The organism is Phenylobacterium soli (genome assembly GCF_003254475.1).
Lineage (GTDB): Bacteria > Pseudomonadota > Alphaproteobacteria > Caulobacterales > Caulobacteraceae > Phenylobacterium > Phenylobacterium soli.
The window spans coordinates 245,099-267,475 of sequence record NZ_QFYQ01000001.1; the positions used below are offsets into that span (position 1 = coordinate 245,099).

The following is a 22,377-nucleotide window of genomic DNA, read 5'->3' on the forward strand; positions in this document are numbered from 1 at the left end:
AGTTTCCAGTGAAGCTTTGGACAGGTTCGCCTCAGGCGGGCGCGTGGCAGACGGCCTCGACGTTGTGGCCGTCCGGATCGAGGACGAAGGCGCCGTAGTAGGTGGGGTGATAGTGGGCGCGGATCCCGGGTCCGCCATTGTCCCGCCCGCCGGCGGCGATGGCCGCCGCATAGAAGGCGTCGACGGTCTTGCGGTCCTTGGCCACGAAGGCGACGTGCGCGCCCGAGCCGGGATCGCCCCCGCGGCCGATCCAGAAGAACGGACGGTCGTCGCCGTAACCGGTGTAGTTCTGGCCGTCACCCATCAGCCGCCGGAGGCCCAGGGGCTGCAGGGCGGCGTCGTAGAAGGCGGCCGAGCGGGTGAAGTCGGCGACCTTCAGGCTGACGTGATCGAGCATCTCGTCCTCCTCTTGAGCCGCGGTCAGGCTAGACCGCGGCCCGGGAGGCGGAAAGGCGCTTACTTCTCGGGGTAGGCCGAGGCGCCGGCGCAGACCGCGCCGAGCAGGGCCTCGTTGTCAGAGCCGGTGACCTTCTTCGGCGTCTCCGAGCGCCAGCCGGCAGCGATCGCCAGCGGCTTGGACGGCTTGTAGTCGCCGAGCACGATCATGTTCTTGTTCTGGCAGTCGAGGGCGACGACGTTGCCGACGCCATCGGGCTTGCCCGGGGCGGAGGGGCCGAGGTTGGCGGCCGGCTTGGAGATCGCCTGCATAACCACCACGCGGCCGGAGGCCTTGTCCTTGTAGGCGTAGTCGGCGTCGTAGGACCAGGCGATGCCATTGGTCTCGGTGTACTTCTTCCAGGTCTCGGCGGAAGCGGTGGAAGCGGTGGCAAGGGCGATCAGGCTGGCAAGCGCGAGGGCGCGACGCATGGCGTTTCTCTCCGGAAGCGTGTCCGCCAGAGTTCAAACAGACGTTGGCTTCCGGAACAAGGGCTAGCCGACGAGGGGAGCCGTTTGGCCGCGTCCGGCTAGGCGGCGGCCACGCGCCGGGCCGGCGTCGCCAGCCGCGCCTCGGCCTCGCCGATGTAGTCGCGGGTGATCGGCACGGTGTCGATGCGCTTGGCGAGCTGCAGCTGGAAGACAAAGTGCCCGCGGTGGCGGAAGGCCATCTCGCTGCACGACAGATAGAACTCCCACATCCGGCAGAACCGCTCGTCGTAGAGCGCGGCGATCTCCTCGCGCCGGGCCTGGAAGCGCGCGCGCCAGGCGGCGAGCGTCTCGGCGTAGTGGAGCCGCAGGATCTCGACGTCGGTGACGATCAGTCCGGCCCGTTCCACGCAGGGCAGCACCTCGGAGAGCGCGGGGATGTAGCCGCCGGGGAAGATGTACTTGGCGATCCACGGCTGGGTGAAGGCCGGCCCGTCCGCCCGTCCGATGGAGTGGATCACCGCCACGCCGTCGTCGGCGAGCAGCCGCGCCACCTGATCGAAATAGGTCTGGTAGTTCGGCCGCCCCACATGCTCGAACATGCCCACCGAGACGATGCGGTCGTAGGGACCGGCGACGTCGCGATAGTCGGTGAGCGAAAACCGTGCGCGGTCGGACAGGCCCGCGGCCTCGGCCCGGGCGCGGGCGAGGTTGAGCTGCTCGGTGGAGAGCGTCACGCCGTCGACGTTCACCTGCGCGGCCTCGGCGAGGCTGAGCGCCAGCCCACCCCAGCCGCAGCCGATGTCCAGCACCCGCTGGCCGCGCGCCAGGAGCAGCTTGGCTGTGAGGTGGCGCTTCTTGGCGACCTGGGCCTCCTCGAGGCTCGCCGCCGGATGCGGGAAATAGGCGCAGGAATACTGCAGGTCCACATCGAGGAAGCGCCGATAGAGGTCGACCGACAGGTCGTAGTGGTGGGCGACGTTGGCGCGGGCCTGGCGGCGGGCATTGGCCTGCAGCCGGCGATCCAGCCACCAGCGCTGCAGGGCGCCCGCCCTCTTGAGGGGCCGATACCGCGCGTTGCGGCCGGCGAGGTCGATGAGGTCGTGGATGGTCCCGGACTCCAGCACGAGGCCGCCTTCCATATAGGCCTCGCCCAGCGCCATGGAGGGATTGGCGGCGATGCGGGCCAGCCAGCGGCGGCTGGTGATGATCGCGCGGATCGCCATACCCGTCCCGTCGCCCAGGACGATGGCCTCGCCGCCGGGAAGGCGGACGGTGAGGTCGCCTTCCCGGATCACCCGTCGCAGATAGGCATGCAAAGCCATGGCGCCCTCGTATCCCTGCCGAGGGATCAACGGCGGCCCCAAGGCCAAGGTTCCGCGGACGGGCTTATGAGAACCCGGTTCCGTCGCGTTCGCGGCGCCGGTCTCTTGACTCCGGAAAGCTGTTTTCCTACGTCCCCCGCCGGCGTTGGCACTCAAGGGCTGGGACTGCTAACAACCCTCGCCTTACCGCCATCGTCACCTGAATTCACAACCGTCTCGAACGGAGAAAGAGCATCATGGCGTTTCGTCCCCTGGGAGATCGCGTCCTCGTCAAGCGCGTCGAGGAAGAAGAGAAGACCAAGGGCGGGATCATCATCCCCGACACCGCGAAGGAAAAGCCGCAGGAAGGCGAAGTCGTCGCCGTCGGCCCCGGCGCGCGCGACGAGAACGGCAAGGTCCAGCCGCTCGACGTGAAGACCGGCGATCGCATCCTGTTCGGCAAGTGGTCCGGCACCGAGGTCAAGCTCGAGGGCAAGGACCTGCTGATCATGAAGGAAAGCGACATCCTGGGCGTGCTCGCCTAAGCGGCTGAGGCCGCGGGACGACCGCACCCCTCCCCCCATTCCAGAAAAAGGACGCCAACAATGGCTGCCAAAGACGTCTATTTCTCCTCCGACGCCCGTGACCGCATGCTCCGCGGCGTCAACACCCTCGCCAACGCGGTGAAGGTGACCCTCGGCCCCAAGGGCCGCAACGTCGTCATCGAAAAGTCCTTCGGCGCCCCGCGCTCGACCAAGGACGGCGTGTCGGTCGCCAAGGAAATCGAACTGGCTGACAAGTTCGAGAACCTCGGCGCCCAGCTGATCCGCGAAGTCGCCTCCAAGACCAACGACAAGGCCGGCGACGGCACCACCACCGCCACCGTGCTGGCCCAGGCCATCGTCGTGGAAGGCCTGAAGTCGGTGGCCGCCGGCATGAACCCGATGGACCTGAAGCGCGGCGTCGACAAGGCCGTCGCCAAGGTCATCGAAGAGATCAAGTCGACCGCCAAGAAGGTCTCGGCCAACAGCGAGATCGCCCAGGTCGGCACCATCTCCGCCAACGGCGACCTCGAAGTGGGCGAGATGATCGCCCGCGCGATGGAAAAGGTCGGCAACGAAGGCGTCATCACCGTCGAAGAGGCCAAGACCGCCGAGACCGAGCTCGACGTGGTCGAGGGCATGCAGTTCGACCGCGGCTACCTCTCCCCGTACTTCATTACGAACGCGGAGAAGATGGAAGCCGACCTGGAAGAGCCGCTGATCCTGCTGTTCGAGAAGAAGCTCTCCTCGCTCCAGCCGCTGCTGCCGGTCCTCGAGGCCGTGGTGCAGTCGGGCCGTCCGCTCCTCATCATCGCCGAGGACGTGGAAGGCGAGGCCCTGGCCACCCTGGTGGTCAACAAGCTGCGTGGCGGCCTGCGCGTCGCCGCGGTCAAGGCTCCGGGCTTCGGCGACCGCCGCAAGGCCATGCTGGAAGACATCGCGATCCTGACCGGCGGTCAGCTGATCAGCGAAGACCTCGGCATCAAGCTCGAGAACGTGACCCTCGACATGCTGGGCCGCGCCAAGAAGGTGACCATCACCAAGGACGACACCACGATCGTGGACGGCTCGGGTGACAAGTCCGGCATCGAAGGCCGCATCTCCCAGATCAAGAAGCAGATCGAGGACACCACCTCCGACTACGACAAGGAAAAGCTGCAAGAGCGTCTGGCCAAGCTGGCCGGCGGCGTTGCGGTGATCCGCGTCGGCGGCGCCACCGAAGTCGAGGTGAAGGAGAAGAAGGACCGCGTCGACGACGCCCTCAACGCGACCCGCGCGGCCGTGGAAGAAGGCATCGTGCCGGGCGGCGGCGTCGCCCTGCTGAAGGCCTCCAAGGTGCTCGACGGCTTCAAGGGCGACAACGACGACCAGGAAGCCGGCATCGCCATCGTGCGCCGCGCCCTGCAGGCTCCGATCCGTCAGATCTCGGAAAACGCCGGGGTCGAAGGCTCGATCGTGGTCGGCAAGGTGCTCGAGAACGGCTCGGCCACCTTCGGCTTCAACGCCCAGACCGAAGAGTACGTCGACCTGGTGCAGGCCGGCGTCATCGACCCGGCCAAGGTGGTCCGCACCGCCCTGCAGGACGCGGCCTCGGTCGCCGGCCTGCTGATCACGACGGAAGCGGCCATCGTCGAAGCGCCGAAGAAGAACGCGCCCGCGGCCCCCGGCATGCCGGGCGGCATGGGCGACATGGACTTCTAAGTCGAACGACATCGCCAGGAACGAGGGCGGGGCCGCGAGGTCCCGCCCTTTTTCTTTGCCCGGCGCGGGGCCGGGATGGCTTGGAACGGCGGGGAAGCGCCGGGCGTTACGAGCTTGGCGGGCGCAAAACGAGCCCGCCGGCGAGAGGAGGGCCCGCCATGCGTTCGAGCGTCGGATCGCGGTTCGCTCACCCGGCCGGCTTCACCCTGCTGAAGACGCCGAGCCACCGCCAGGTGGCGGCCAGGCGGCGCCTGATGGCGATCTGCGCGGTGCTGGGCCTGGCCCTGGCGAGCGGGCTGATCGGCTCGTTGAGCGCATCCCAGAACGACCGGCCCGGCGCGGACGCGCCGAGCATGGCCGACCAGGCTTCGACCGGCCCGTTCAGCTATTTCCCGCACCAGTAGGAGGCGGCCCCAGATGGCCTATTCGTCACAAGAACGTTCCACTCTCGGCGCCACCCGCGCCCGCCAGGGCCGGCTCGGCCGCAACATCTTCTGGGTGCTGGTCTTCGGCATCGCGCTGACGGTGCTGGGCTTCGCGGCCACATGGGCCTGGAAGGCCGGCGACCTCGCCTCGACCCAGCCCAAGAACACCCCGGCGCCGAGCGAGGCGGCCAGCTTCAACGCCCCGCAGCCCGGCGCGGTGAGCCGGCAGAACTACCAGAAGGGCGCGCCGCTCGCGCCCAAGGGCGGCAACCCGCAGAATCCTCCGTCCTGATCCGAGCCACAGTCCGAACGGAAACGGCCGCCGTGTGAACGGCGGCCGTTGTCGTTTGCGCGAGCGTTTCGGCGGTCAGACGACCGACTGGCCGCGGATGGCCCGGATCAAGAAGCTGACCACCAGCAGCACCAGGAAGACCAGGAACAGGACCTTGGCGATCGTCGCCGCCAGGCCCGCCAGGCCGAAGAAACCGAAGAAGCCGGCGATCACCGCCAGCACCGCGAAGACCAGGGACCAGCCCAGCATGGCAGGCGCTCCTCTCGAAACCAAAAAGGGCGCCGCGGGTGCGACGCCCTCCCGGATTTCAACGCCGGCCCGGGCAGGCCGTTCCGGCGACGCTTGCGCGGGCTCAGGCGGCCTGCTTGGACGCCTTGCGCGGATGGAAGAACAGGGCCTGGCCGATCGCCGCCTTCACCGTCTCCGGCTGGAACGGCTTGGTGATCAGGAAGGTCGGCTCCGGCCGCTCGCCCGTCAGCAGGCGCTCGGGGAAGGCGGTGATGAAGATCACCGGCACGTCGAAGCGGGCCAGGATGTCCTTCACCGCGTCGATGCCCGAGGAGCCGTCGGCGAGCTGGATGTCGGCCAGCACCAGACCCGGCGTCTTGCGGGCGACCGCGTCGATGGCCTCGGTGCGGGTGGCGGCGATGTCGACCACCGAGTGGCCGAGCTCCTTCACCAGCGCCTCGATGTCGGCGGCGATGACCGGCTCGTCCTCGATGATCAGGACGTCGGTGGCGAGTTCGGCGTCGATCTCGGCCTGGGCTTCGGCGATCAGCTTCTCGACGTCGGAGAAGTCGGTGCCGAGGATCTGGGCCGCTTCGGAGGGGGTGAAGCCCTCGAGCGCGGTGAGCAGGAACGCCTGGCGCGACCGCGGCGCGATGCGCATCAGACGGCGGGTGGTGTCGTCGACCGCGGCTTCCTCGTCCTGCGGCGCCTCGAGCTGGGCGCCGGAGGTGCACCAGATGGCGTGGAACACGTGATACAGCGCCACGCGCGGCGTGAGATTGGGGTCCAGAACGCGTTCGCCCGCGGCGAGCGCTTCCAGCGCCACGCGGACATAATGGTCGCCGGTGGTCTGGTCACCGGTAAGGGCGCGCGCGTAGCGGCGCACGTAAGGCAGATGTGGCGCGAGTCGAGCGAGAAGACTCAAGGATGACCCCTCCCTGGGTGGAGCGTGGCGGCCATGCGGGAGGGACACCCCACCCGCTGGCCCCATGATGGTCCAAAAACGTCAGCCTGGGGAACTAGTTCCCAAACTGGCCGGTTTTTCGCATCTTGTCCGCCCATCTGCGGGAACCGAGCGCGGAGTCGGGCGTTGAGCGACGACGAGAATGCGATGAGGGGGCGGCCGCCGCGCGAGCGGGACGCCGACGATATGATTGAACAACGGCCTCCTGGCGAACGGCGCAAGTCGTCCGCCGCCCTGGATGAAGCCCGCCTGCGCCAGCAGGCGATCGGCGTGCGCCTGCGTCAGATGTTCGACCAGGTGGTCAACGAAGACGTGCCCGACGAATTCCTCGAGATCCTGCGCCGGGCCGACAGCCGCTCCTCGGAGAACGGCTGATGGCCGAAGACATGGAAAAGCCGTCCGCGCCCGCGGATGACGAAGCCTTCAAGCGTGAGCTGGTGCAGCTGATCCCGCATCTGCGCGCCTTCGCCCGCACCCTGTGCGGCGACCCGGCCGCGGCGGACGATCTGGCCCAGGACGCGATGATGAAGGCCTGGGACGCGCGGGCCAGCTTCCAGATGGGCACCAACATGAAGGCCTGGACCTTCATGATCCTGCGCAACCAGTTCTATTCCGAGAAGCGCCGGTCGTGGCGCCAGAGCCAGCTCGACCAGGAAGCGGCCGAGCGCACGCTCGTGGCCGTCGACGATCCGGAGGCGCCGGTGGCCCTCGACGAGCTGCGCCAGGGGCTTGCCATGCTGCCGCCGGAACAGCGCGAAGCCCTGATCCTGGTGGGCGCCGGCGGCTTCGCCTACGAGGAAGCGGCGGACATCTGCGGCTGCGCGGTGGGCACGGTGAAGAGCCGTGTGAGCCGCGCGCGGCGCGCCCTGCACGCCATCCTCGAGGGCGGCGCCTACGACCGCGACGGGGAGCCGGCGAGCGATGCGATGCGCTCTATTCTCGCCGATGCGGAGCGGCTAAGCACCGTCCGGTAGGACGGAAACGGGCTAATGGCGAGCCTGCCCTGGGAATCCTTGAGCACGATCCGGGTCCGCTTGACCGCGGCCCTCGCCGCAGCCCTGCTGCCGGTGCTGCTGCTCGGCGTCCTGCAATCGGCGATCGCCTTCAACCGTGAGCGCGTCGAACTTCGACGCAACCTCGGCTTCGCCGCCGAGCGCAGCGCGGCGACCGCCCGCGCCCGCATGGAAGGCGCCGACATCCTGCTGCAGACCCTGGCCCCGGGCTCGGTCGGCTTCCAGTGCGCCCAGCGCCTGGCCGAAGTCACCCAGCGGATCCCCGGCTACGCCAACCTGATCCGCTTCGACAGCCGCGGCCGGGTCGCCTGCGCCGCCGGCGACGTGCCGGCGGACAGCGAACGCGCCGCCCGGCCGTGGTTCCAGCAGCTCGCCGCGGGCCAGCCTCTGGTCATCACCCGCGACGCCAGCTCGGCCTACGCCCAGGAGCCGACGGTGCTCACCGCGGTGCGCGCGACCGCCCCCGACGGGCGCTTCGACGGGGCCTTCGTGGCGGTGATCCGGCTGGCCAGCCTCGAGCCTTCGGTGACCGACCCAATCCTGCCGGCCCACTCGGAGGTGGCCCTGGCCGACGCCACCGGCCGCTACATCACCCTGACCAACCCGCGGGCCTTCACCACCCTGCCGGCCGACTGGCGCGCGCGGATCCGCACCCAGGGGTCCGACGTCTGGTACGACCGCGACCCGGGCGGCCAGCGGCGGGTCTACTCGGCCGCCCCCGTGGTCGGCGAGGCGGTGTATGTGGTGCTGTCGGCTAAGTCGCCGGGCCTGCTGTCCTGGGCGTGGCTGAACCCGCTCTCCGGCATCGTCTTCCCGCTGATCACCTTCGCCCTGGCGCTCATGGCGGTGCTGCTGGTGACCGACCGCGTGGTGGTGCGCTGGATCACCTATCTGCAGCGCATCGCCGCCCTCTACGCCCGCGGCCGCCTCTCGGTCCGGCCGATCCAGGCCGACCAGATGCCGCCGGAGATCCGCGACCTCGCCGAGACCCTGGAGGACATGGCCGACGCCATCGTCGGGCGCGACGCCTCGCTGCGGGACTCCCTCGCCCAGAAGGACGCGCTGATGCGCGAGATCCATCATCGGGTGAAGAACAACCTGCAGGTCATCTCGTCCCTGCTCAACATGCAGCAGCGCTCCTTGTCCGACCCGGCGGCGCGAGCGGCCATGTCGGACACCCGCCAGCGGATCACCGCCCTCGCCCTCATCTACCGCGCGCTCTACCAGGGCCCGGATCTCAAGCGCGTCGACCTGCGTCCCTTCCTGGAGGAGCTGACCGCCCAGCTGGTGGCCGGCGAGATGCTCCACGGGCCCGCGGTGCAGACGGAGCTTGCCGTCGACGCCCTGGTCATCGATCCGGACCGGTTGGCGCCGCTCGCCCTGTTCGCCGTCGAGGCCATCACCAACGCCCAGAAGCACGCCTTCCACGAGCGCGGCGGATTGCTGACCGTGAGCTTCACCGTGCGCGGCGACGAGGCCGAGCTGGAGATCAGCGACGACGGGGAGACGAACGACGACTCCCTCGCCAATTCCGGCGTCGGGCGAACCCTGATGACCGCCTTCGCCCGGCAGCTGCGCGGCCGGACCGAACTGGTGCGCAATCCGCGGGGCGGCGTCACCGCCCGCCTGATCTTCCCCAATCCGGGCGCGGAGCCCCAGGCCTCCAACGGGAACCAGGCGGCAGCTTAGGCGTTCGGCGAACGCGACTCGCAACACTCCCGGGAGAAAGACCCCATGAAGAAGATCGTCGTCCTGGCGGCCCTGGCCGCCAGCCTCGCCGTGGCCGCCTGCAACACCGTTCAAGGCGCCGGCAAGGACGTCCAGGCCGCCGGCCAGGCCGTCTCCGAAACGGCTCAGGACGCCAAGCACTAGGTCAAAGCCCTAGGACCAGGGGCATCCTGGTTTGAGGCCCCGTCGTTCAGCGGCGGGGCTTTTGCTTTGCGGATCAGGCGGCGACGCGGACCGCGGCCGGCAGTTCGAACACCCCCGGCTCGCCGGCCACGGCCACGAGGCCGCTCTTGGGCGTCACGGTCTCCGCGGCGCCCAGCACCAGCCGGCCGCCGATGCGCAGGGCGCCGGCGAGGTGGGCCAGGACCTTGTCGCGGGCGGCGGGCAGCAGAGCGCCGAGGACGTTGCGGCAGAGGATGACGTCGAAGCTGCCCATGCCGTTGGGCGTCTCGATCAGGTTGTGCCGCCGCCAGCGCACCGCGCGGCGCAGGTCGGCGGAGACGATGAACGCCTCCTCGTGATTGTCGAAGTGGCGCACGAGGCGCCGGGCGGAGAGGCCCTGCTGCACCTCGAACTGATTGTAGATCCCCGCCTTGCCCTTCTCGATCATCCGACCGTTGAGGTCGGAGGCGAAGAGTTCGATCCCTTCCACGCCTCGCTCCTCGAGCAGCATGGCCAGGGAGTAGATTTCCTGTCCCGTGCCGCAGGCCGCGCTCCAGACGCGCAGCGAAGCGCCGAGCTCGACCCCTTCCTGGAGTTCGCGCAGCAAGGCTTCGAACACCGCAGGCTCGCGGAAGAAGGCCGTCTGGGCCGGGGCCAGGGCCTCGACGACGGTCCAGATCACCTGCTCCTCGCCGCGGTCGCGGACCGCCCGCACCAGCTCTTCCACCGAGCCGAAGCCCTCGCGGCGGGCGACCGCGGCCATGCGGCTCTCGATCAGGTAGGCGCGCTCGGTGTCGATGTTGAGGCCGGCGTGGGTGGCGCAGAGCCCGGCGATGTAGTCGCGCTCCTTGGGCGTCATGCCACGCCCGCCTGCGCCAGCTTGCCCATGACGATGTCGGCGTCGAAGGGCTTCATGATGAACTCGTCGGCGCCGTCTTCGAGCGCCTCGCGGATGCGGGCGATGCGCGTCTCGCCGGAGCAGAAGATAACCCGCGGATCGGCGCCGCCCGGCTCCAGCCGCAGACGCCGCAGGAACTCGGGCCCGCTCATCACCGGCATGTGCCAGTCGAGCAGGATCGCGTCGGGCATGGTGGCGCGGCAGAAGGAGAGCGCGTCGGCCCCGTCGCCGGCCTCGGCCACGTCGAAGCCGAGATCCTCGAGGATCCGGCGCGCCACCTTGCGCACCACGCGGCTGTCGTCGACGACCAGGCAGGTCTTCACGTGAGAAGGCTCCATCCTCGCCGGCCATTCTCGCGCGGGGATGGTTAAGGACCGGTAGCGTTACCGCCGGGAATCCCGGCGGATCAGACCGGCACGGTGGCGGCGAAGACGACCTTCTCCTCGCTGACGTCGGCGAACACCCGGCCGCCCGCATCGGTGAGGAACAGATGCACGTAGTAGGCCTGCACCCAGTGGCCGTGCAGGCCCTCGCCCAGGGGCTGGCCCTGCAGGCCGCGCAGCACCTCGGGACGCAGCCGCGCCCGCGGGCCGACGGCCTCGGCGGCGATGGCCACCGACCCGGCCTCCTGCACCACGCGCATCCGCGCCACGCCGCCGGTCGGCAGGGCCGCGCCGGCCATCTGCGCGAGGTTGAGCAGGGTGCGGGCGGCGGGCTTGTTGAGCGCCGGAGGCTCGACCACCCATTCCAGCTCGGCCCGCATGTGGGCGAAGACGCCCTGGGCAAGCTTCTGGAGATCGCGGGAATCGAAGGTCTCGGCCGAGGCCGAGGCGCCGAACGCCACCCGGCTGAACTGCAGCAGGTCGGCGAGCTTGCGGGCCGAGGTGGCGATCAGCGACATGGCCTCCTCGCGCATGTCCTGCGCGGAGGGGTCTTCCAGGAGGTCGAGGCCCGAGACGATGGCGCTCGCCGGGCTGATGAAGTCGTGACACATGCGCGCCGCCAGGTAGGCGGCGAGCTCGGCCGGGCGCACGGCCGCGGCGGTCGGGTCGGCGCTGGGTTCGGGGGCCGGCATGTCGGTCATGGTCGGGACCTTGGCGTGATTTGAGCCTTTGGAAAACGCCCTCGGGCCCATATGAGAGCGCCAGCCATGCGACCTCATCTGGATCCATTCCTCGAACCGGGCGTCCTCGTGCGCCACCCGGCGGAAGCGGATTGGGGGCTCGGCCAGGTGCAGTCGGTGGCTGGCCGCAAGGTGACCGTGAACTTCGAGAACGCCGGAAAGCAGGTGATCGACGCCGAGGTCATCCGGCTGGTGTTCGTGGGCGATGACCCGAGGGAAATTCGATGAACGACGTGGCGGCCAATGACGTGGGGCCGAAGCTGGCCGAGATCTGCGAGGCCGCCGCGCGGCTCATCCTGCCGCTGTGGCGGTCGGGCGTGGCGGTGACGCACAAGGCCGACGAGAGCCCCGTCACCGAGGCCGACCATCGCGCCGAGGCGCTGATCCTCGAGGCGCTGCGCAAGGAATTCCCCGACACGCCGATCATCTCCGAGGAGGACGCGGCGCGCTACGGCACGCCCGACGCCATCGGCCCGCGCTTCTTCCTGGTCGACCCGCTGGACGGCACCAAGGCCTTCGTCCGCGGCGATCCGAGCTTCACGGTCAACATCGGCCTGATCGAGAACCACCGGCCGGTGGCCGGCGCGGTGGCCTGCCCGCCGACCGGCGAGTGCTGGTTCACCTCGGGCGGCAAGGCGATGAAGCGGGTCGAGGGCGGCGCGGCGGAGCCGGTGCATGTGCGCCGCTGGCCCGAGGGCAAGGCCCTGGTCCTGATCAGCCACACCATGAAGCCCGAGACGCTGGAGGCGCTGCGCGGGCAGTACGGCTTCCACCGCGAGCAGGCGATGGATTCCTCGATCAAGCTCTGCCGGATCGCCGAGGGCGCCGCCGACATCTATCCGCGGCACGGACCGACCATGGAGTGGGACATCGCCGCGGGCCACGCGGTGCTGGAAGCGGCGGGCGGCCGCGTCACCACGCCGGAGGGCGAGGCCTTCGGCTACGGCAAGGCGCAGGACGGCTTCAAGAACGGCTGGTTCGTGGCGCGCGGCGGCTGAGCCGCCGCAGCCTCAGGTGTGCTTGGGCAGGTTCCAGTCGTCGGAGGCCGGCCCCGAGGACGCCGCGGGCCGCAGCTCGACCTGGGCCATGGCCCGCGCCGGATGGCCGAGCGCCGTGTAGCCGAGAAATCCGGCGAGGAAGGCGAACGCCGCCAGCACGGCGAAGGGTCTTGCGAATGCCAGGGCGGCGATCATGCGGCCGTTCCTTGCGCCACGGTTCTCCGGTGGAACACCGAACCCGCCCGGCGGTTGCGCCGAGCGTCATCAAAGATGGCGTCTCCTCGCGCGGGCGGCCGAGCCGGTGCTCAGACCTCCGCCCACATGCGGATGAGGTTGTGGTACGAGCCGGCGAGGCTGACCACCGACGCATCCCCCTGCCCGACCTTGGCCGAGAGCGCCTGGATGGCGGTGTCCATATCGTGCAGCAGGGCGCGCTTCTCGTCCGAACGGACCATCGACTGGATCCAGAAGAAGGAGGCCCAGCGCGACCCTCGGACGATCGGGGCGACGCGGTGCAGGCTGGTCGCCGGGTAGAGCACCATGTGGCCGGCCGGCAGCTTGACGTCGTGCTCGCCATAGGAGTCCTCGACGATCAGCTCGCCGCCCTCGTAGTCCTCCGGATCGGTGAGGAAGAGCGTCGCCGAGAGGTCCGTCCGGTAGCGGACCGGGCCCGAGAAGCGGATCGCGTTGTCGACATGTGTGTCGAAGCCCATGCCCTGGTCGTAGCGATTGAACAGCGGCGGGAAGACCCGCAGCGGCAGGGCCGCCGAGACGAAGGCGGGATTGCGCCCGAGCGCGCCGAGGACGATCTCGCCGAGCTCGCGGGCCAGGGGCGCGTCCTCCGGGACCTGAAGGTTGCGCTTGGCGCGGGCCGACTGCTCGCCGGCGGTGACCCGGCCATCGACCCAGTCGGTCGCCGACAGGCGGCGGCGGAAATCGGCCACCTGGTCGGCGGAGAGGACGTCTTCGAGGGTGATCAGCATCAGAACCTCGCACCCAGCGAGAGGACGACGGAGCGGCCGGGGGCCGGGACCGCGCGGTTCGAGAACACCTGGGTGTAGTTCAGGCGGTCGGCCAGGTTGTAGGCGTTCACCGCGACGCGCCACGGGCCGCGGCTGTAGCTGACGAAGGCGTCGAGGGTAACGCTGTCGGGGACCTCGGCGATGCGGGAGGCCACCAGGGTCGAACGGTCGGCGTAGCTCAGGCTGCGCGCCTGGTAGGCGAGGTTGAGCTTGGACTGGTAGACCACGTCGCCGCCCACGCTCAGCCCCTCGATCCAGCCGGAGAGGTCGTAGGTCGAATAGAGCGAGGCCCCGTGCTTCGGCACGAAGGCGACCTGGCGGCCGATGGCGACGGTGTTGCGGACGGGGATCGCTGCGGTGACGCCGAGCGGACAGACGATGCCGGTGGGCGTTCCGCTCGTGCTCGTCGGAACGGCGCAGTTGGACGAGGAGTCCTGGATCTTCGCGTCCAGGTAGCTGTAGGCCGCCGAGACCTGCCAGGCGCCGGTCAGCTTGCCGGCGAGGGAGAGCTCGAGGCCCTTCACCTCCTGGCGCTCGCCCGACTGGGCCTGCAGGAAGCCCGTTGCGGGGTCGACCTGGAGGGCGTTGTCCTTCTTCACCTGGAAGACTGAGGCGGTGGCGGCCAGCCGCGTGTGCGGGATGGCCATCTTGGCGCCGGCCTCGAGGATCTCGCTCTCCTCCGGCGCGAGGTCGCGGGCCGTGACGGTCAGGGCCGTGCCGGCGCCGACGACGGAGGTTCCCTGCGGCGTCTGCGACTTGCCCCAGGAGAGATAGAAGGTCCGATCGGCGGCAGGCTCGAAGACCACGCTGACGCGTGGGCTCGTCAGGCTGGAGCGCACCTTCAGGCCGCCGGGCGGCGAGGCCGCGCCGCTGTAGAGGGTGCTCTCCAGTTCGGCGGTGTAGCGGTCGAGCCGCAGGCTGCCGATCAGCGACAACTCCTCGATCAGCCAGAGCCGGTCGGTGAGGAAGGCGCCGAGGTCGGTGCTCTCGCCGCGGCTGGCCAGGGTCCCCGTGCCGGCGACGTTGGTGAAGACCGTGGAGCCGAGGACAGTTGTCGTGCAGTTGCCGCTCTTGGGGCAGGCGATGTTCTGGCCGGGGATCGGGGTGAACAGCGTGTAGCCGGCCGGGAAGTCCGGGTTCGGGTCGACGATCGGATGGGGCATGTTGGGCCGGGTCGTGACGCCGGCCGGCAGGGCGTAGGCGAGGAACGACTTGTCGTTCACCTGCTTCGAGAGATCGACGCCGAGGATCGCCTGGTTGCGGAACCGGTCGAACCGGGCGTCCCAGCGGGCGGTGGAGATGTTCTGCAGGCCCCAGGCGTCCATGTCGTAGGGGCTGGAGCCGCCGATGCCGCCGAAGGCCTCGGTCGCCGGATCCTTGTCGAACAGGGCGGTCGTGCAGGCGGCGTTGCACTGGTCGAGCGTCGAGTACTGGAAGTAGCGCGAATAGACGCCGTAGCGGGTGTCGGAGGTGAAGGTCAGGGCCTCCGAGGCCTTGTGCGTCAGGCGGACGGTCAGGATGTCGGCGTCGGTCCGGTCCACGTCGTTGCGGAAGCCGAGGAAGGCCGAACGCTCCACCCCGACGCCGTATTCGCTCGCCGGCATCGCCGTGAGGCTGCCCGGCGGCTGGACGATGATCAAGCCGTAGTCGGGCCGGCGGTGATCGTGCTGGTGCAGGTAGCTGACCACCGCGGTGGTGTCGGTCCCCAGCCCAAAGCCGCCGCTGACCGCCGCGCCCCAGCGCTTGGAATAGATGAGGTCGCGGTCGACGACGCCGGTGTTCGATCCCATGAGGTTCAGGCGGATCGCCGAGGTCTCGCCGATCCTGTGGTTCACGTCGGCGAGGGCCCGGTAGTAGTCGCCCGAGCCGGCGAAGAGGTCGACCGCGCCGAAGTCGTCGAGCTTCGGCTGTTTCGACAGGGTGTTGATCGCCCCGCCCGTGGTCCCGCGCCCGAAGAGGGCGCCGGAGGGGCCCTTGAGCACCTGGACCTCCTCGTAGGCGAAGCTGTCGCGCGTGTAGACGCCGAAGTCGCGCAGGCCGTCCACATAGACATCGTCCTTGGCGTCGAAGCCGCGGATCTTGAACTGGTCGCCGTTGAGCGTGCCGCCCTCGCCGATGGCGATGGTGATCCCCGGCACGTTGCGCAGCGCCTGTTCGAGAGTGTTCACGCCCTGCGCCTTGAGCTGCGCCTGGTCGATGACGCTGATCGCCTGGGGCGTGTCCTGGACGCTGTTCGGCAGGACCGACAGGCCGGTGTCGCGGTCGAGCGGCAGGCGCTGGCCGATGACCTGCACACCCTGCACCTCGGCGGCCACGGCGACGCCCTGATCGGCGTGGGCCGCGCCCGCGTCCGCGACGCCGCCCAGCGCCGCCAGCGCCCCCGCCAGCCGCGCCCGCGGCTTCCGATAGCTGACGACGCCCGACGACACGCGACGCATGAACGCTCTCCCGTTGCAATTGCGAAGCGTTCTTAACTAGGTCCATCTGAGCTGTAAATGCGAATGAGTTGCAAAAATGGCCCCACCTCACCCGCGACACGGAAAGGCGCCTACCCGACGCGCCGTTTTCCGGCCATAAGGCCGCCGCTCACCTAGGGAGACCCGCCATGGCCCTCGACACCGCGCCCCAGAAGACCGCCCAGAAGACCTTCCGCTGGGATGACCCGCTGGACCTCGCCTCGCGGCTGTCCGAGGAAGAGCGCATGGTCTGGGAAGCGGCCCGCGCCTACGCCCGCGACAAGCTCCTGCCGCGGGTGGTCTCGGCCTTCGCCGACGAGCGGTTCGACCGCGAGATCATGACCGAGATGGGCGAGCTGGGCTTCCTCGGCCCGACGCTCCCGGAGGAGTACGGCTGCGCCGGGGTCAACCACGTGGCCTACGGCCTGATCGCCCGCGAAATCGAGGCCATCGACTCCGGCTACCGCTCGGCGATGAGCGTGCAGTCCTCGCTGGTCATGTACCCGATCTTCGCCTTCGGCTCCGAAGCGCAGAAGAAGAAGTTCCTGCCGGGCATGGCCAAGGGCGAGATCGTCGGCTGCTTCGGCCTGACCGAGCCGGACGGCGGGTCGGACCCGGCCTCGATGCGCACCGTCGCGAAGAAGGTGGCCGGCGGCTATTCGCTCTCGGGCGCCAAGATGTGGATCACCAACTCGCCGATCAGCGACGTGGCCCTGGTCTGGGCCAAGCTCGACGGCGTGATCCGCGGCTTCCTGGTGGAGCGCGGGGCCAAGGGCTTCGAGACCCCCAAGATCCAGAACAAGCTCAGCCTGCGCGCCTCGGTGACCGGCGAGATCGCCCTCGACGACGTCTTCGTACCCGAAGACATGATGCTGCCGAACGTCTCCGGCCTGAAGGGTCCGTTCTCCTGCCTGAACAAGGCCCGCTACGGCATCGCCTGGGGCGCCATGGGCGCGGCGGAGTTCTGCTTCCACGCGGCGCGCGACTACGTCTCCAGCCGCTCGCTCTTCGGCCGCACCCTCGCCTCGCGCCAGCTGGTGCAGAAGAAGCTCGCTGACATGGAGACCGAGATCGCGCTCGGCTTCGAGGGCGCCCTGGCCCTCGGCCGGCTGATCGACGAGGGCGCCTGGGTTCCGGAAGCGATCTCGATGATGAAGCGCAACAACTGCGGCAAGGCGTTGGCCATCGCCCGCGAGGCCCGCGACATGCACGGCGGCAACGGTATCTCTGGCGAGTACCACGTGATGCGCCACGCGGCGAACCTCGAGACGGTCAACACCTACGAGGGCGCCCACGACGTGCACGCGCTCATCCTCGGCCGCGCCATCACCGGCGAAAACGCGTTCTAGGCCAAAAATCGTTCCGGGACAGAGGCTTGGAGAGGGCCTGGGGTGCGCCATCGGTCGCACCCTCAGTCAAACCTTGTGTTTACCTCACAGGTGTAAGGGAGTCCCCTTCGTGAGGGAACGCGATGGCCAGAACAGGCGCTTCAAGCGCGGCGGCCGACAAGCCTGAGATGATCCGCTGGCTGTTCGAGAACAGCCAGGATCTCATGCATGTGGTCGGCCCGGACGGGCGCTTCCGGCTGGTGAACCCGGCCTGGGAGCGGCTGACCGGCTGGACCGAGGCCGAGCTCATCGGCTTCCCCGCCATCGACTTCTTCCATCCCGACGACCGGCCGGCTGTGCGCGCGCGGCTCGCCAAGTCGAAGCCCGGCGGGGTGTTCGAGACCGAGGTCCGCATCCGCGGCAAGAACGGCTCCCACACCTGGTACGCGGCGCGGCGCCAGATGCTGGAGGACGGCTCCCACATCGTCACCATGCGCGACGCGACCGAGGAGCGGGCGCGGGCCGAGGAGCTGGCCGAGGCGCGGCGGACCCGCAAGCTGCTGGGCGCCTCGGCGGGCATCGGCATCTGGAGCTACGACCCCGTGCAGGACCGCATCTGGTGGTCCGACGAGATCGTCAGCATGATCGGCCTCGACCGCGAGAAGGTCGTCAGCGCCGACGACTTCGCCGGCCTGCTGGAGCCTCGCGACCGCAAGCGTGTGCAGAAGATCCTCGGCCGCGCCGCCAAGACCGGCGAGGCGCCGCAGTTCGAGCACAAGATCAAGGCCCACGACCGCTGGATGACGGTGCGGGTCACCGTGCGGACCGAGCCGGCGGCGCAGGGCGTCTTCGTCCTGAAGGGCATCTCCGAGGACATCACCGAGCTGGCCGAGGCGCGCGACGCCGCTCGCCGGGGCGAGCAGCAGATGCGCAAGGCCCGCGCCGAGGCCCAGGCCAACGCAAGGCGTCTCAAGCTCGCCCTCGCGGCCGCCGACGCCGGCGTCTACGAGATCGACCACGTCACCAAGACCTTCTGGGCCTCGCCCGAATTCCAGCGGCTGACGGGCCAGAAGAACGCCACCTACGAGGAGGCGACCCAGCTGCGCTTCCCGGGCTTCCATCCGGACGACCTGGAGCACGTGCGCACCTCCTTCCGGGCGCTGCACACCGGCTCGAAGCGCTCCGGCGAGGCGTTCGAGGCGCGCATCGTCCGCCCCGACGGCGAGACCCGCTGGATCCGCGTCTCGCACCACCTCAAGGTCGCCCGCAACGGCCGCTGGCTGAAGGCCGTGGGCCTCGTCCAGGACTTCGACACCCGCAAGCGCCAGGAAATCGCGCTCCGGGAAGCCCAGCAGGCGGCCGAGGCCGGGGCCGAGGCGAAGGCCGCCTTCCTGGCCAACATGAGCCACGAGATCCGCACGCCGATGAACGGGGTCATGGGCGTGCTGCACCTCCTCAAGACCGAGAAGATCAGCGAGGAAGGCCGGCGGATGCTGGAGGAGGCGCTGTCCTGCGGCCAGATGCTGGCTGAGCTGCTCAACGACGTCATTGACTTCTCCAAGATCGAGGCCGGGCGCCTGGAGCTGGCCTGCGAGCCGGTCGACGTCGCCGCCCTGGTGGAGGGGGTCGCGCGCCTGTTGCGGCCCCAGGCGGAGGCCAAGGGCCTGACGCTTCAGACCGACGTGGCGGCCCAGGTCGGCTGGGTGCGCGCCGACCCGGTCCGGCTGCGCCAGGCGCTGTTCAACCTGGTCGGCAATGCGGTGAAGTTCACCGAGACCGGCCACGTCAGGATCGTCTGCTTCACGCCGACCGCGTCCACCCTGCGCTTCGAGGTGGAGGACACCGGCGTCGGCATTCCGGCCGACGCCCAGGGCCGCATCTTCCAGCGCTTCGACCAGGGCGACGCCTCGACCACCCGCCGTTTCGGCGGCTCGGGCCTGGGGCTGACCATCACCAAGCGCCTGGCCGAGATGATGTCCGGCGACGTCGGCTTCGTCTCGACCGAGGGCCAGGGCTCCACCTTCTGGCTGGAGATCGCCGCCGAGCCGGCCGACGCCCAGGCGGTGGTGGCCGACGAGATCGCGCCGGTGCTCGAGGGCCTGAGGGTGCTGGTCGTGGAAGACAACGCCACCAACCGCATGATCGCCACCAAGCTGCTGGAGAGCCTCGGGGCCTCGGTGGAGACGGCGGCCGACGGCTATCTCGGCATCGAGGCCGCAGAGCGGGGCGGCTTCGACCTGATCCTGATGGACGTGCAGATGCCGGGCATCGACGGGTTGGAGGCCGCGCGCCGGATCCGCACCCTGGGCGGGGCCGCCGCGGCCACCCCGATCGTCGCGCTGACCGCCAATGTGCTGTCGCACCAGCAGCGGCACTATCTCGACGCCGGCATGGACGGGGTGGTCGGCAAGCCGATCTCGCCGGCCGCCCTGGTCGCCGAGATCGCCCGGCTCAGCCAGGTCGCGGGGGCGGAAGTCGAAGACAACAGCGCCGTCGCCTGACCGCGCGGGCTTGGAAAAGCCATCACCGGTGCTAGAGCTTGCCCTTCGCGTTCGGGGAGGTGATCGGGATGGCGGACGTTTCCGCGGAGGGCGCAGGCGCGCCCGCTAAGACGACGTCGCTGACGACGGTGGTGGCCGCGTCTTCGGCCGGCACGACGTTCGAGTGGTACGACTTCTTCGTCTTCGGAAGCCTCACCCAGATCATCTCCAAGACCTTCTTCTCGGGCCTGCCCGAGACCGCCGGCTACATCGCCGCCCTGGCGCTGTTCGGCACGGGCTTCCTGTTCCGCCCTATCGGGGCCCTGGTGTTCGGCCGGATCGGCGACCGGCTGGGCCGCAAGGGCGCGTTCCTGGTGACCGTGGCCCTGATGGGCGGGGCGACGGTCGGCATCGGCCTGCTGCCCTCCTACGCCACCGCCGGGCTGATGGCGCCGGCGCTCCTCGTGCTCATGCGCATCATCCAGGGCTTCGCGCTCGGCGGCGAATACGGCGGGGCGGCGATCTATGTTGCCGAGCACGCGGCCGTGAACGCCCGCGGGCGGTCCACGGGCTGGGTGCAGACCTCGGCGGCCTTCGGCCTGCTCGCCGCCCTGCTGGTGATCCTGGCGAGCCGCATCGTCGTCGGCCGGGCGTTCGGCCCGGCGGCCTTCGACGCCTGGGGCTGGCGGATCCCGTTCCTGGTGTCGGCCGCCCTGCTGGCGATCTCGATCTTCATGCGCCTCAAGCTCTCCGAGAGCCCCGAGTTCGCGCGCATGAAGGAAAGCGGCGAAGGCACCGATGCGCCGTTCCGCGAGTCGTTCGGCCAGTGGCAGAACCTGAAGATCGTGCTGATCGCCCTGGTGGCGATCATGAGCGCCCAGGGCGCGGTCTGGTACACCGCCTTCTTCTACACCCAGACCTTCATGGAGAAGTTCCTGAAGGTTGCGCCGGAGACCATCAACACCTTGATGATCTGCGCCACGGCGGTGAGCGCGGTGCTCTACGTCGTGTTCGGCTGGCTGTCCGACAAGTTCGGTCGGAAGCCGGTGATGCTGTTCGGCATGACCCTCATGCTGGTCGCCTACTTCCCGGGCTTCCATGGCCTGGCGAAGACGCTGAACCCGGCCCTGGCCGAGGCCGAGGCGCGCACGCCGGTCTCGGTCGTCGCCGATCCGGCCGACTGCTCGCTGCAGTTCGATCCCGTCGGCAAGGCGAGCTTCACCTCCTCCTGCGACATCGCCAAGAGCACGCTCGCCAACGCCGGGGTCTCCTACCGGAACGTCGCCGCTCCGCCCGGCACGACGGCGCAGGTCCGGGTCGGGCTGGTGACCATCCCGTCCGCCGACGCGCGCGGCCTGCCGAAGGACGTCGCCAAGGCGCTGAAGACCAGCGTGGAGACCAAGGTGAAGGCCGCGCTCGCCCATGGCGGCTATCCCGCCAAGGCCGATCCGACGCGCATGAACCTGCCGGGCGCCTTCGCGGTGCTGCTGGTCTTCGTGATCGCCGCCACCGCGCTCTACGGCCCGATCGCCGCCTGCCTGGTGGAGCTCTTCCCGACGCGGATCCGCTACACGGCCATGTCGCTGCCCTACAACATCGGCACCGGCTGGATCGGCGGCTTCGTGCCGTTCACCGCCTTCGCCATCGTCGCCGCCGTGGGCAACATCTACTCCGGCCTCTGGTACCCGTTCGCCTTCACCGCCCTGTCGGTGGTGAGCTGCCTGTTGCTGCTGCCGGAGACCAAGGAGCGCCCGCTCGACCGCTAGAGGGCGGCGAGGGCGGCGCCGAACGTCGTGTCGCGCATCCCGACGAGGGCCGCCGAGAGGCGCGCCTTGCCGTAGGCGATGCGGTTCTCCCAGCTCGCGAGGTCCAGGCCGCCGGTCCGCAGCCGCTGGCGAAGTTCCTCGAGCGAGGGGCCGCGAAGCGCATCCCCGCCGAGCCGCACGCCCGGCCGTTCGGCGGCCGCGCCGATCAGGAAGATGACGCCGTAGTAGACGTGGTTGGCCTGGCGCATCAGCCGCAGGCGGCCGAGCTCGTCGCCCTCGGGCTCGCGTCCGAAGTAGGCGCCGAGCAGCCGCCGCTCTCCCGAGGCGTCCTGGCCGAACCAGTTGGCGACCGCGGCGAGGTCGAGGAAGCGGTCGGCGAGGAAGGCCACCTCCCAGTCGATCAGCCACAGCCGGCGCCCGTCGTAGAGGATGTTCGCCGGATTGAGGTCGTTGTGGCTCGACACGAGGTCCGCCGGCCGGGGCCGATAGAGCGTTCTCAGCTCCTGGAAGCGCTCGAACACCTCGGCCGTCGTCTCGGGCGACAGCAGGCCCGCGGCGAGGTGGCGCTCGATGAGGCCGGCGACGCCGTCCAGGAAGTCCACCTCCGCCGGGAAGGGCGGAAGCTGATGCAGCACGCGCAGCGACTGGGCGAGCTCGACGAGCATCCCCTCGCCATCGCCGGGATAGTCAGCGAGCGGCGCCTGGGGGATGAAGTCGATGATGGTGATCCCCGCCGCCGGATCGGCGTGCCAAACCCGGGGCGAGAGCACGGCCTCGGCCGCGGCGCGCATGCAGGCGTAGGTCCGCGCCCGCGCCGGCGGGGCGTAGGGCGAGGCTTCGGCCTCCAGCCGCAGCACATAGGGCACGCCACCGAGCCGGATGCGCAGCAGGCGCGCCCCGGAGAGGCCGCCCGAGAGCACGACCGGCTCGGCGTCCAGCTCGGACGTCCCGAAGGCGGCGACGAGCGCGGCCGCGACGTCGGCGCGGCGGGCTTCGGGAATGGGGTGAGGCATGGCCGGGCTCCAGATGAACCGGCTTAATACCCGGGCGAAAATTCCCTGTCTATATTTATCCGGGCATTAT

At 69.7% G+C, this 22,377-nt stretch carries 25 protein-coding genes; 13 read left to right on the forward strand and 12 right to left on the reverse strand.

The features are described from left to right. Positions 1-31 precede the first annotated feature (31 nt). From DJ017_RS01220 to DJ017_RS01230, 3 genes are all read right to left on the reverse strand, one after another. Positions 32-397 carry a VOC family protein gene (locus DJ017_RS01220; RefSeq protein WP_111526997.1) on the reverse strand — a complete coding sequence of 122 codons (366 nt, stop codon included), beginning with the start codon at positions 395-397 and terminating at the stop codon, positions 32-34. A 59-nt stretch (positions 398-456) separates the two neighbouring features. Beyond that, a complete protein-coding gene (locus tag DJ017_RS01225) occupies positions 457-867 on the reverse strand; it encodes a hypothetical protein (RefSeq protein WP_111526998.1) in 411 nt (136 codons plus the stop codon). Positions 868-965: 98 nt separating this feature from the next. Further along, complete coding sequence (locus DJ017_RS01230; RefSeq protein WP_111526999.1) at positions 966-2,189, reverse strand: SAM-dependent methyltransferase; 1,224 nt, start codon at positions 2,187-2,189, stop codon at positions 966-968. 236 nt (positions 2,190-2,425) lie between these two features. Between DJ017_RS01230 and groES the strand changes: the two genes are divergently transcribed. The 4 genes from groES to DJ017_RS01250 all read left to right on the forward strand — a co-directional run bounded on the left by groES (position 2,426) and on the right by DJ017_RS01250 (position 5,128). Beyond that, positions 2,426-2,713: a co-chaperone GroES gene (groES, locus tag DJ017_RS01235; protein WP_111527000.1), complete on the forward strand. Its 288-nt coding sequence runs from the start codon at positions 2,426-2,428 to the stop codon at positions 2,711-2,713. A 60-nt stretch (positions 2,714-2,773) separates the two neighbouring features. Beyond that, positions 2,774-4,411 carry a chaperonin GroEL gene (gene groL / locus DJ017_RS01240; RefSeq protein WP_111527001.1) on the forward strand — a complete coding sequence of 546 codons (1,638 nt, stop codon included), beginning with the start codon at positions 2,774-2,776 and terminating at the stop codon, positions 4,409-4,411. Between the two features lie 158 nt (positions 4,412-4,569). Beyond that, positions 4,570-4,815 (forward strand): hypothetical protein, encoded by a 246-nt coding sequence (locus DJ017_RS01245; protein WP_111527002.1) that lies wholly within the window; start codon positions 4,570-4,572, stop codon positions 4,813-4,815. A 13-nt stretch (positions 4,816-4,828) separates the two neighbouring features. Continuing rightward, on the forward strand, positions 4,829-5,128 hold the full coding sequence (locus tag DJ017_RS01250; RefSeq protein ID WP_193539986.1) for a hypothetical protein: 300 nt from the start codon (positions 4,829-4,831) through the stop codon (positions 5,126-5,128). Between the two features lie 75 nt (positions 5,129-5,203). Here DJ017_RS01250 and DJ017_RS01255 read toward each other — a convergent pair whose 3' ends face one another. Continuing rightward, positions 5,204-5,377, reverse strand: a complete 174-nt coding sequence (locus tag DJ017_RS01255) for a DUF1328 family protein (protein WP_111527003.1) — start codon at positions 5,375-5,377, stop codon at positions 5,204-5,206. A 103-nt stretch (positions 5,378-5,480) separates the two neighbouring features. Beyond that, complete coding sequence (phyR, locus tag DJ017_RS01260) at positions 5,481-6,281, reverse strand: anti-anti sigma factor/receiver protein PhyR (protein ID WP_111527004.1); 801 nt, start codon at positions 6,279-6,281, stop codon at positions 5,481-5,483. 165 nt (positions 6,282-6,446) lie between these two features. Here phyR and nepR point away from each other — a divergent pair, with 165 nt between their 5' ends. The 4 genes from nepR to DJ017_RS01280 are packed head-to-tail and all read left to right on the forward strand — an operon-like array spanning position 6,447 to position 9,205. Beyond that, positions 6,447-6,695, forward strand: coding sequence for an anti-sigma T factor NepR (nepR, locus tag DJ017_RS01265; RefSeq protein ID WP_319417936.1), 249 nt, complete (start codon positions 6,447-6,449; stop codon positions 6,693-6,695). Continuing rightward, entirely contained in the window at positions 6,695-7,294 is a 600-nt protein-coding gene (locus DJ017_RS01270) for a sigma-70 family RNA polymerase sigma factor (protein ID WP_111527005.1), read from the forward strand. Before nepR ends, DJ017_RS01270 begins: the two co-directional genes overlap by 1 nt. A gap of 15 nt (positions 7,295-7,309) precedes the next feature. After that, a complete protein-coding gene (gene phyK, locus DJ017_RS01275; protein ID WP_111527006.1) occupies positions 7,310-9,022 on the forward strand; it encodes a sensor histidine kinase PhyK in 1,713 nt (570 codons plus the stop codon). A gap of 45 nt (positions 9,023-9,067) precedes the next feature. Next, positions 9,068-9,205: an entericidin A/B family lipoprotein gene (locus DJ017_RS01280; protein ID WP_111527007.1), complete on the forward strand. Its 138-nt coding sequence runs from the start codon at positions 9,068-9,070 to the stop codon at positions 9,203-9,205. 73 nt (positions 9,206-9,278) lie between these two features. On the opposite strand, the gene DJ017_RS01285 is transcribed toward DJ017_RS01280, so the two are convergent. The 3 genes from DJ017_RS01285 to chpT all read right to left on the reverse strand — a co-directional run bounded on the left by DJ017_RS01285 (position 9,279) and on the right by chpT (position 11,205). Continuing rightward, a complete protein-coding gene (locus DJ017_RS01285; RefSeq protein WP_111527008.1) occupies positions 9,279-10,082 on the reverse strand; it encodes a CheR family methyltransferase in 804 nt (267 codons plus the stop codon). Next, complete coding sequence (locus tag DJ017_RS01290; RefSeq protein ID WP_111527009.1) at positions 10,079-10,444, reverse strand: response regulator; 366 nt, start codon at positions 10,442-10,444, stop codon at positions 10,079-10,081. The genes DJ017_RS01285 and DJ017_RS01290 overlap by 4 nt, the downstream gene beginning before the upstream one ends. A gap of 83 nt (positions 10,445-10,527) precedes the next feature. Then, entirely contained in the window at positions 10,528-11,205 is a 678-nt protein-coding gene (gene chpT / locus DJ017_RS01295; RefSeq protein ID WP_111527010.1) for a histidine phosphotransferase ChpT, read from the reverse strand. A gap of 66 nt (positions 11,206-11,271) precedes the next feature. Between chpT and DJ017_RS01300 the strand changes: the two genes are divergently transcribed. Continuing rightward, on the forward strand, positions 11,272-11,472 hold the full coding sequence (locus tag DJ017_RS01300; protein ID WP_111527011.1) for a DUF3553 domain-containing protein: 201 nt from the start codon (positions 11,272-11,274) through the stop codon (positions 11,470-11,472). After that, positions 11,469-12,242 (forward strand): 3'(2'),5'-bisphosphate nucleotidase CysQ, encoded by a 774-nt coding sequence (gene cysQ, locus DJ017_RS01305; protein ID WP_111527012.1) that lies wholly within the window; start codon positions 11,469-11,471, stop codon positions 12,240-12,242. The genes DJ017_RS01300 and cysQ overlap by 4 nt, the downstream gene beginning before the upstream one ends. A 12-nt stretch (positions 12,243-12,254) precedes the next feature. On the opposite strand, the gene DJ017_RS01310 is transcribed toward cysQ, so the two are convergent. The 3 genes from DJ017_RS01310 to DJ017_RS01320 form a co-directional block, all read right to left on the reverse strand. Further along, positions 12,255-12,437, reverse strand: a complete 183-nt coding sequence (locus tag DJ017_RS01310; protein WP_111527013.1) for a hypothetical protein — start codon at positions 12,435-12,437, stop codon at positions 12,255-12,257. A 110-nt stretch (positions 12,438-12,547) separates the two neighbouring features. Continuing rightward, entirely contained in the window at positions 12,548-13,225 is a 678-nt protein-coding gene (locus DJ017_RS01315) for a Fe2+-dependent dioxygenase (RefSeq protein WP_111527014.1), read from the reverse strand. Continuing rightward, positions 13,225-15,702 (reverse strand): TonB-dependent receptor, encoded by a 2,478-nt coding sequence (locus DJ017_RS01320; RefSeq protein ID WP_111527015.1) that lies wholly within the window; start codon positions 15,700-15,702, stop codon positions 13,225-13,227. The genes DJ017_RS01315 and DJ017_RS01320 overlap by 1 nt, the downstream gene beginning before the upstream one ends. Positions 15,703-15,869: 167 nt before the next feature. Between DJ017_RS01320 and DJ017_RS01325 the strand changes: the two genes are divergently transcribed. From DJ017_RS01325 to DJ017_RS01335, 3 genes are all read left to right on the forward strand, one after another. Then, entirely contained in the window at positions 15,870-17,069 is a 1,200-nt protein-coding gene (locus DJ017_RS01325; protein ID WP_111527016.1) for an acyl-CoA dehydrogenase, read from the forward strand. Between the two features lie 122 nt (positions 17,070-17,191). After that, a complete protein-coding gene (locus DJ017_RS01330) occupies positions 17,192-19,549 on the forward strand; it encodes a PAS domain S-box protein (RefSeq protein WP_226999975.1) in 2,358 nt (785 codons plus the stop codon). A 68-nt stretch (positions 19,550-19,617) separates the two neighbouring features. Continuing rightward, positions 19,618-21,294, forward strand: a complete 1,677-nt coding sequence (locus DJ017_RS01335) for an MFS transporter (RefSeq protein WP_111529917.1) — start codon at positions 19,618-19,620, stop codon at positions 21,292-21,294. On the opposite strand, the gene DJ017_RS01340 is transcribed toward DJ017_RS01335, so the two are convergent. Next, positions 21,291-22,307: a phosphotransferase gene (locus DJ017_RS01340; protein WP_111527018.1), complete on the reverse strand. Its 1,017-nt coding sequence runs from the start codon at positions 22,305-22,307 to the stop codon at positions 21,291-21,293. The genes DJ017_RS01335 and DJ017_RS01340 overlap by 4 nt on opposite strands. Positions 22,308-22,377 lie beyond the last annotated feature (70 nt).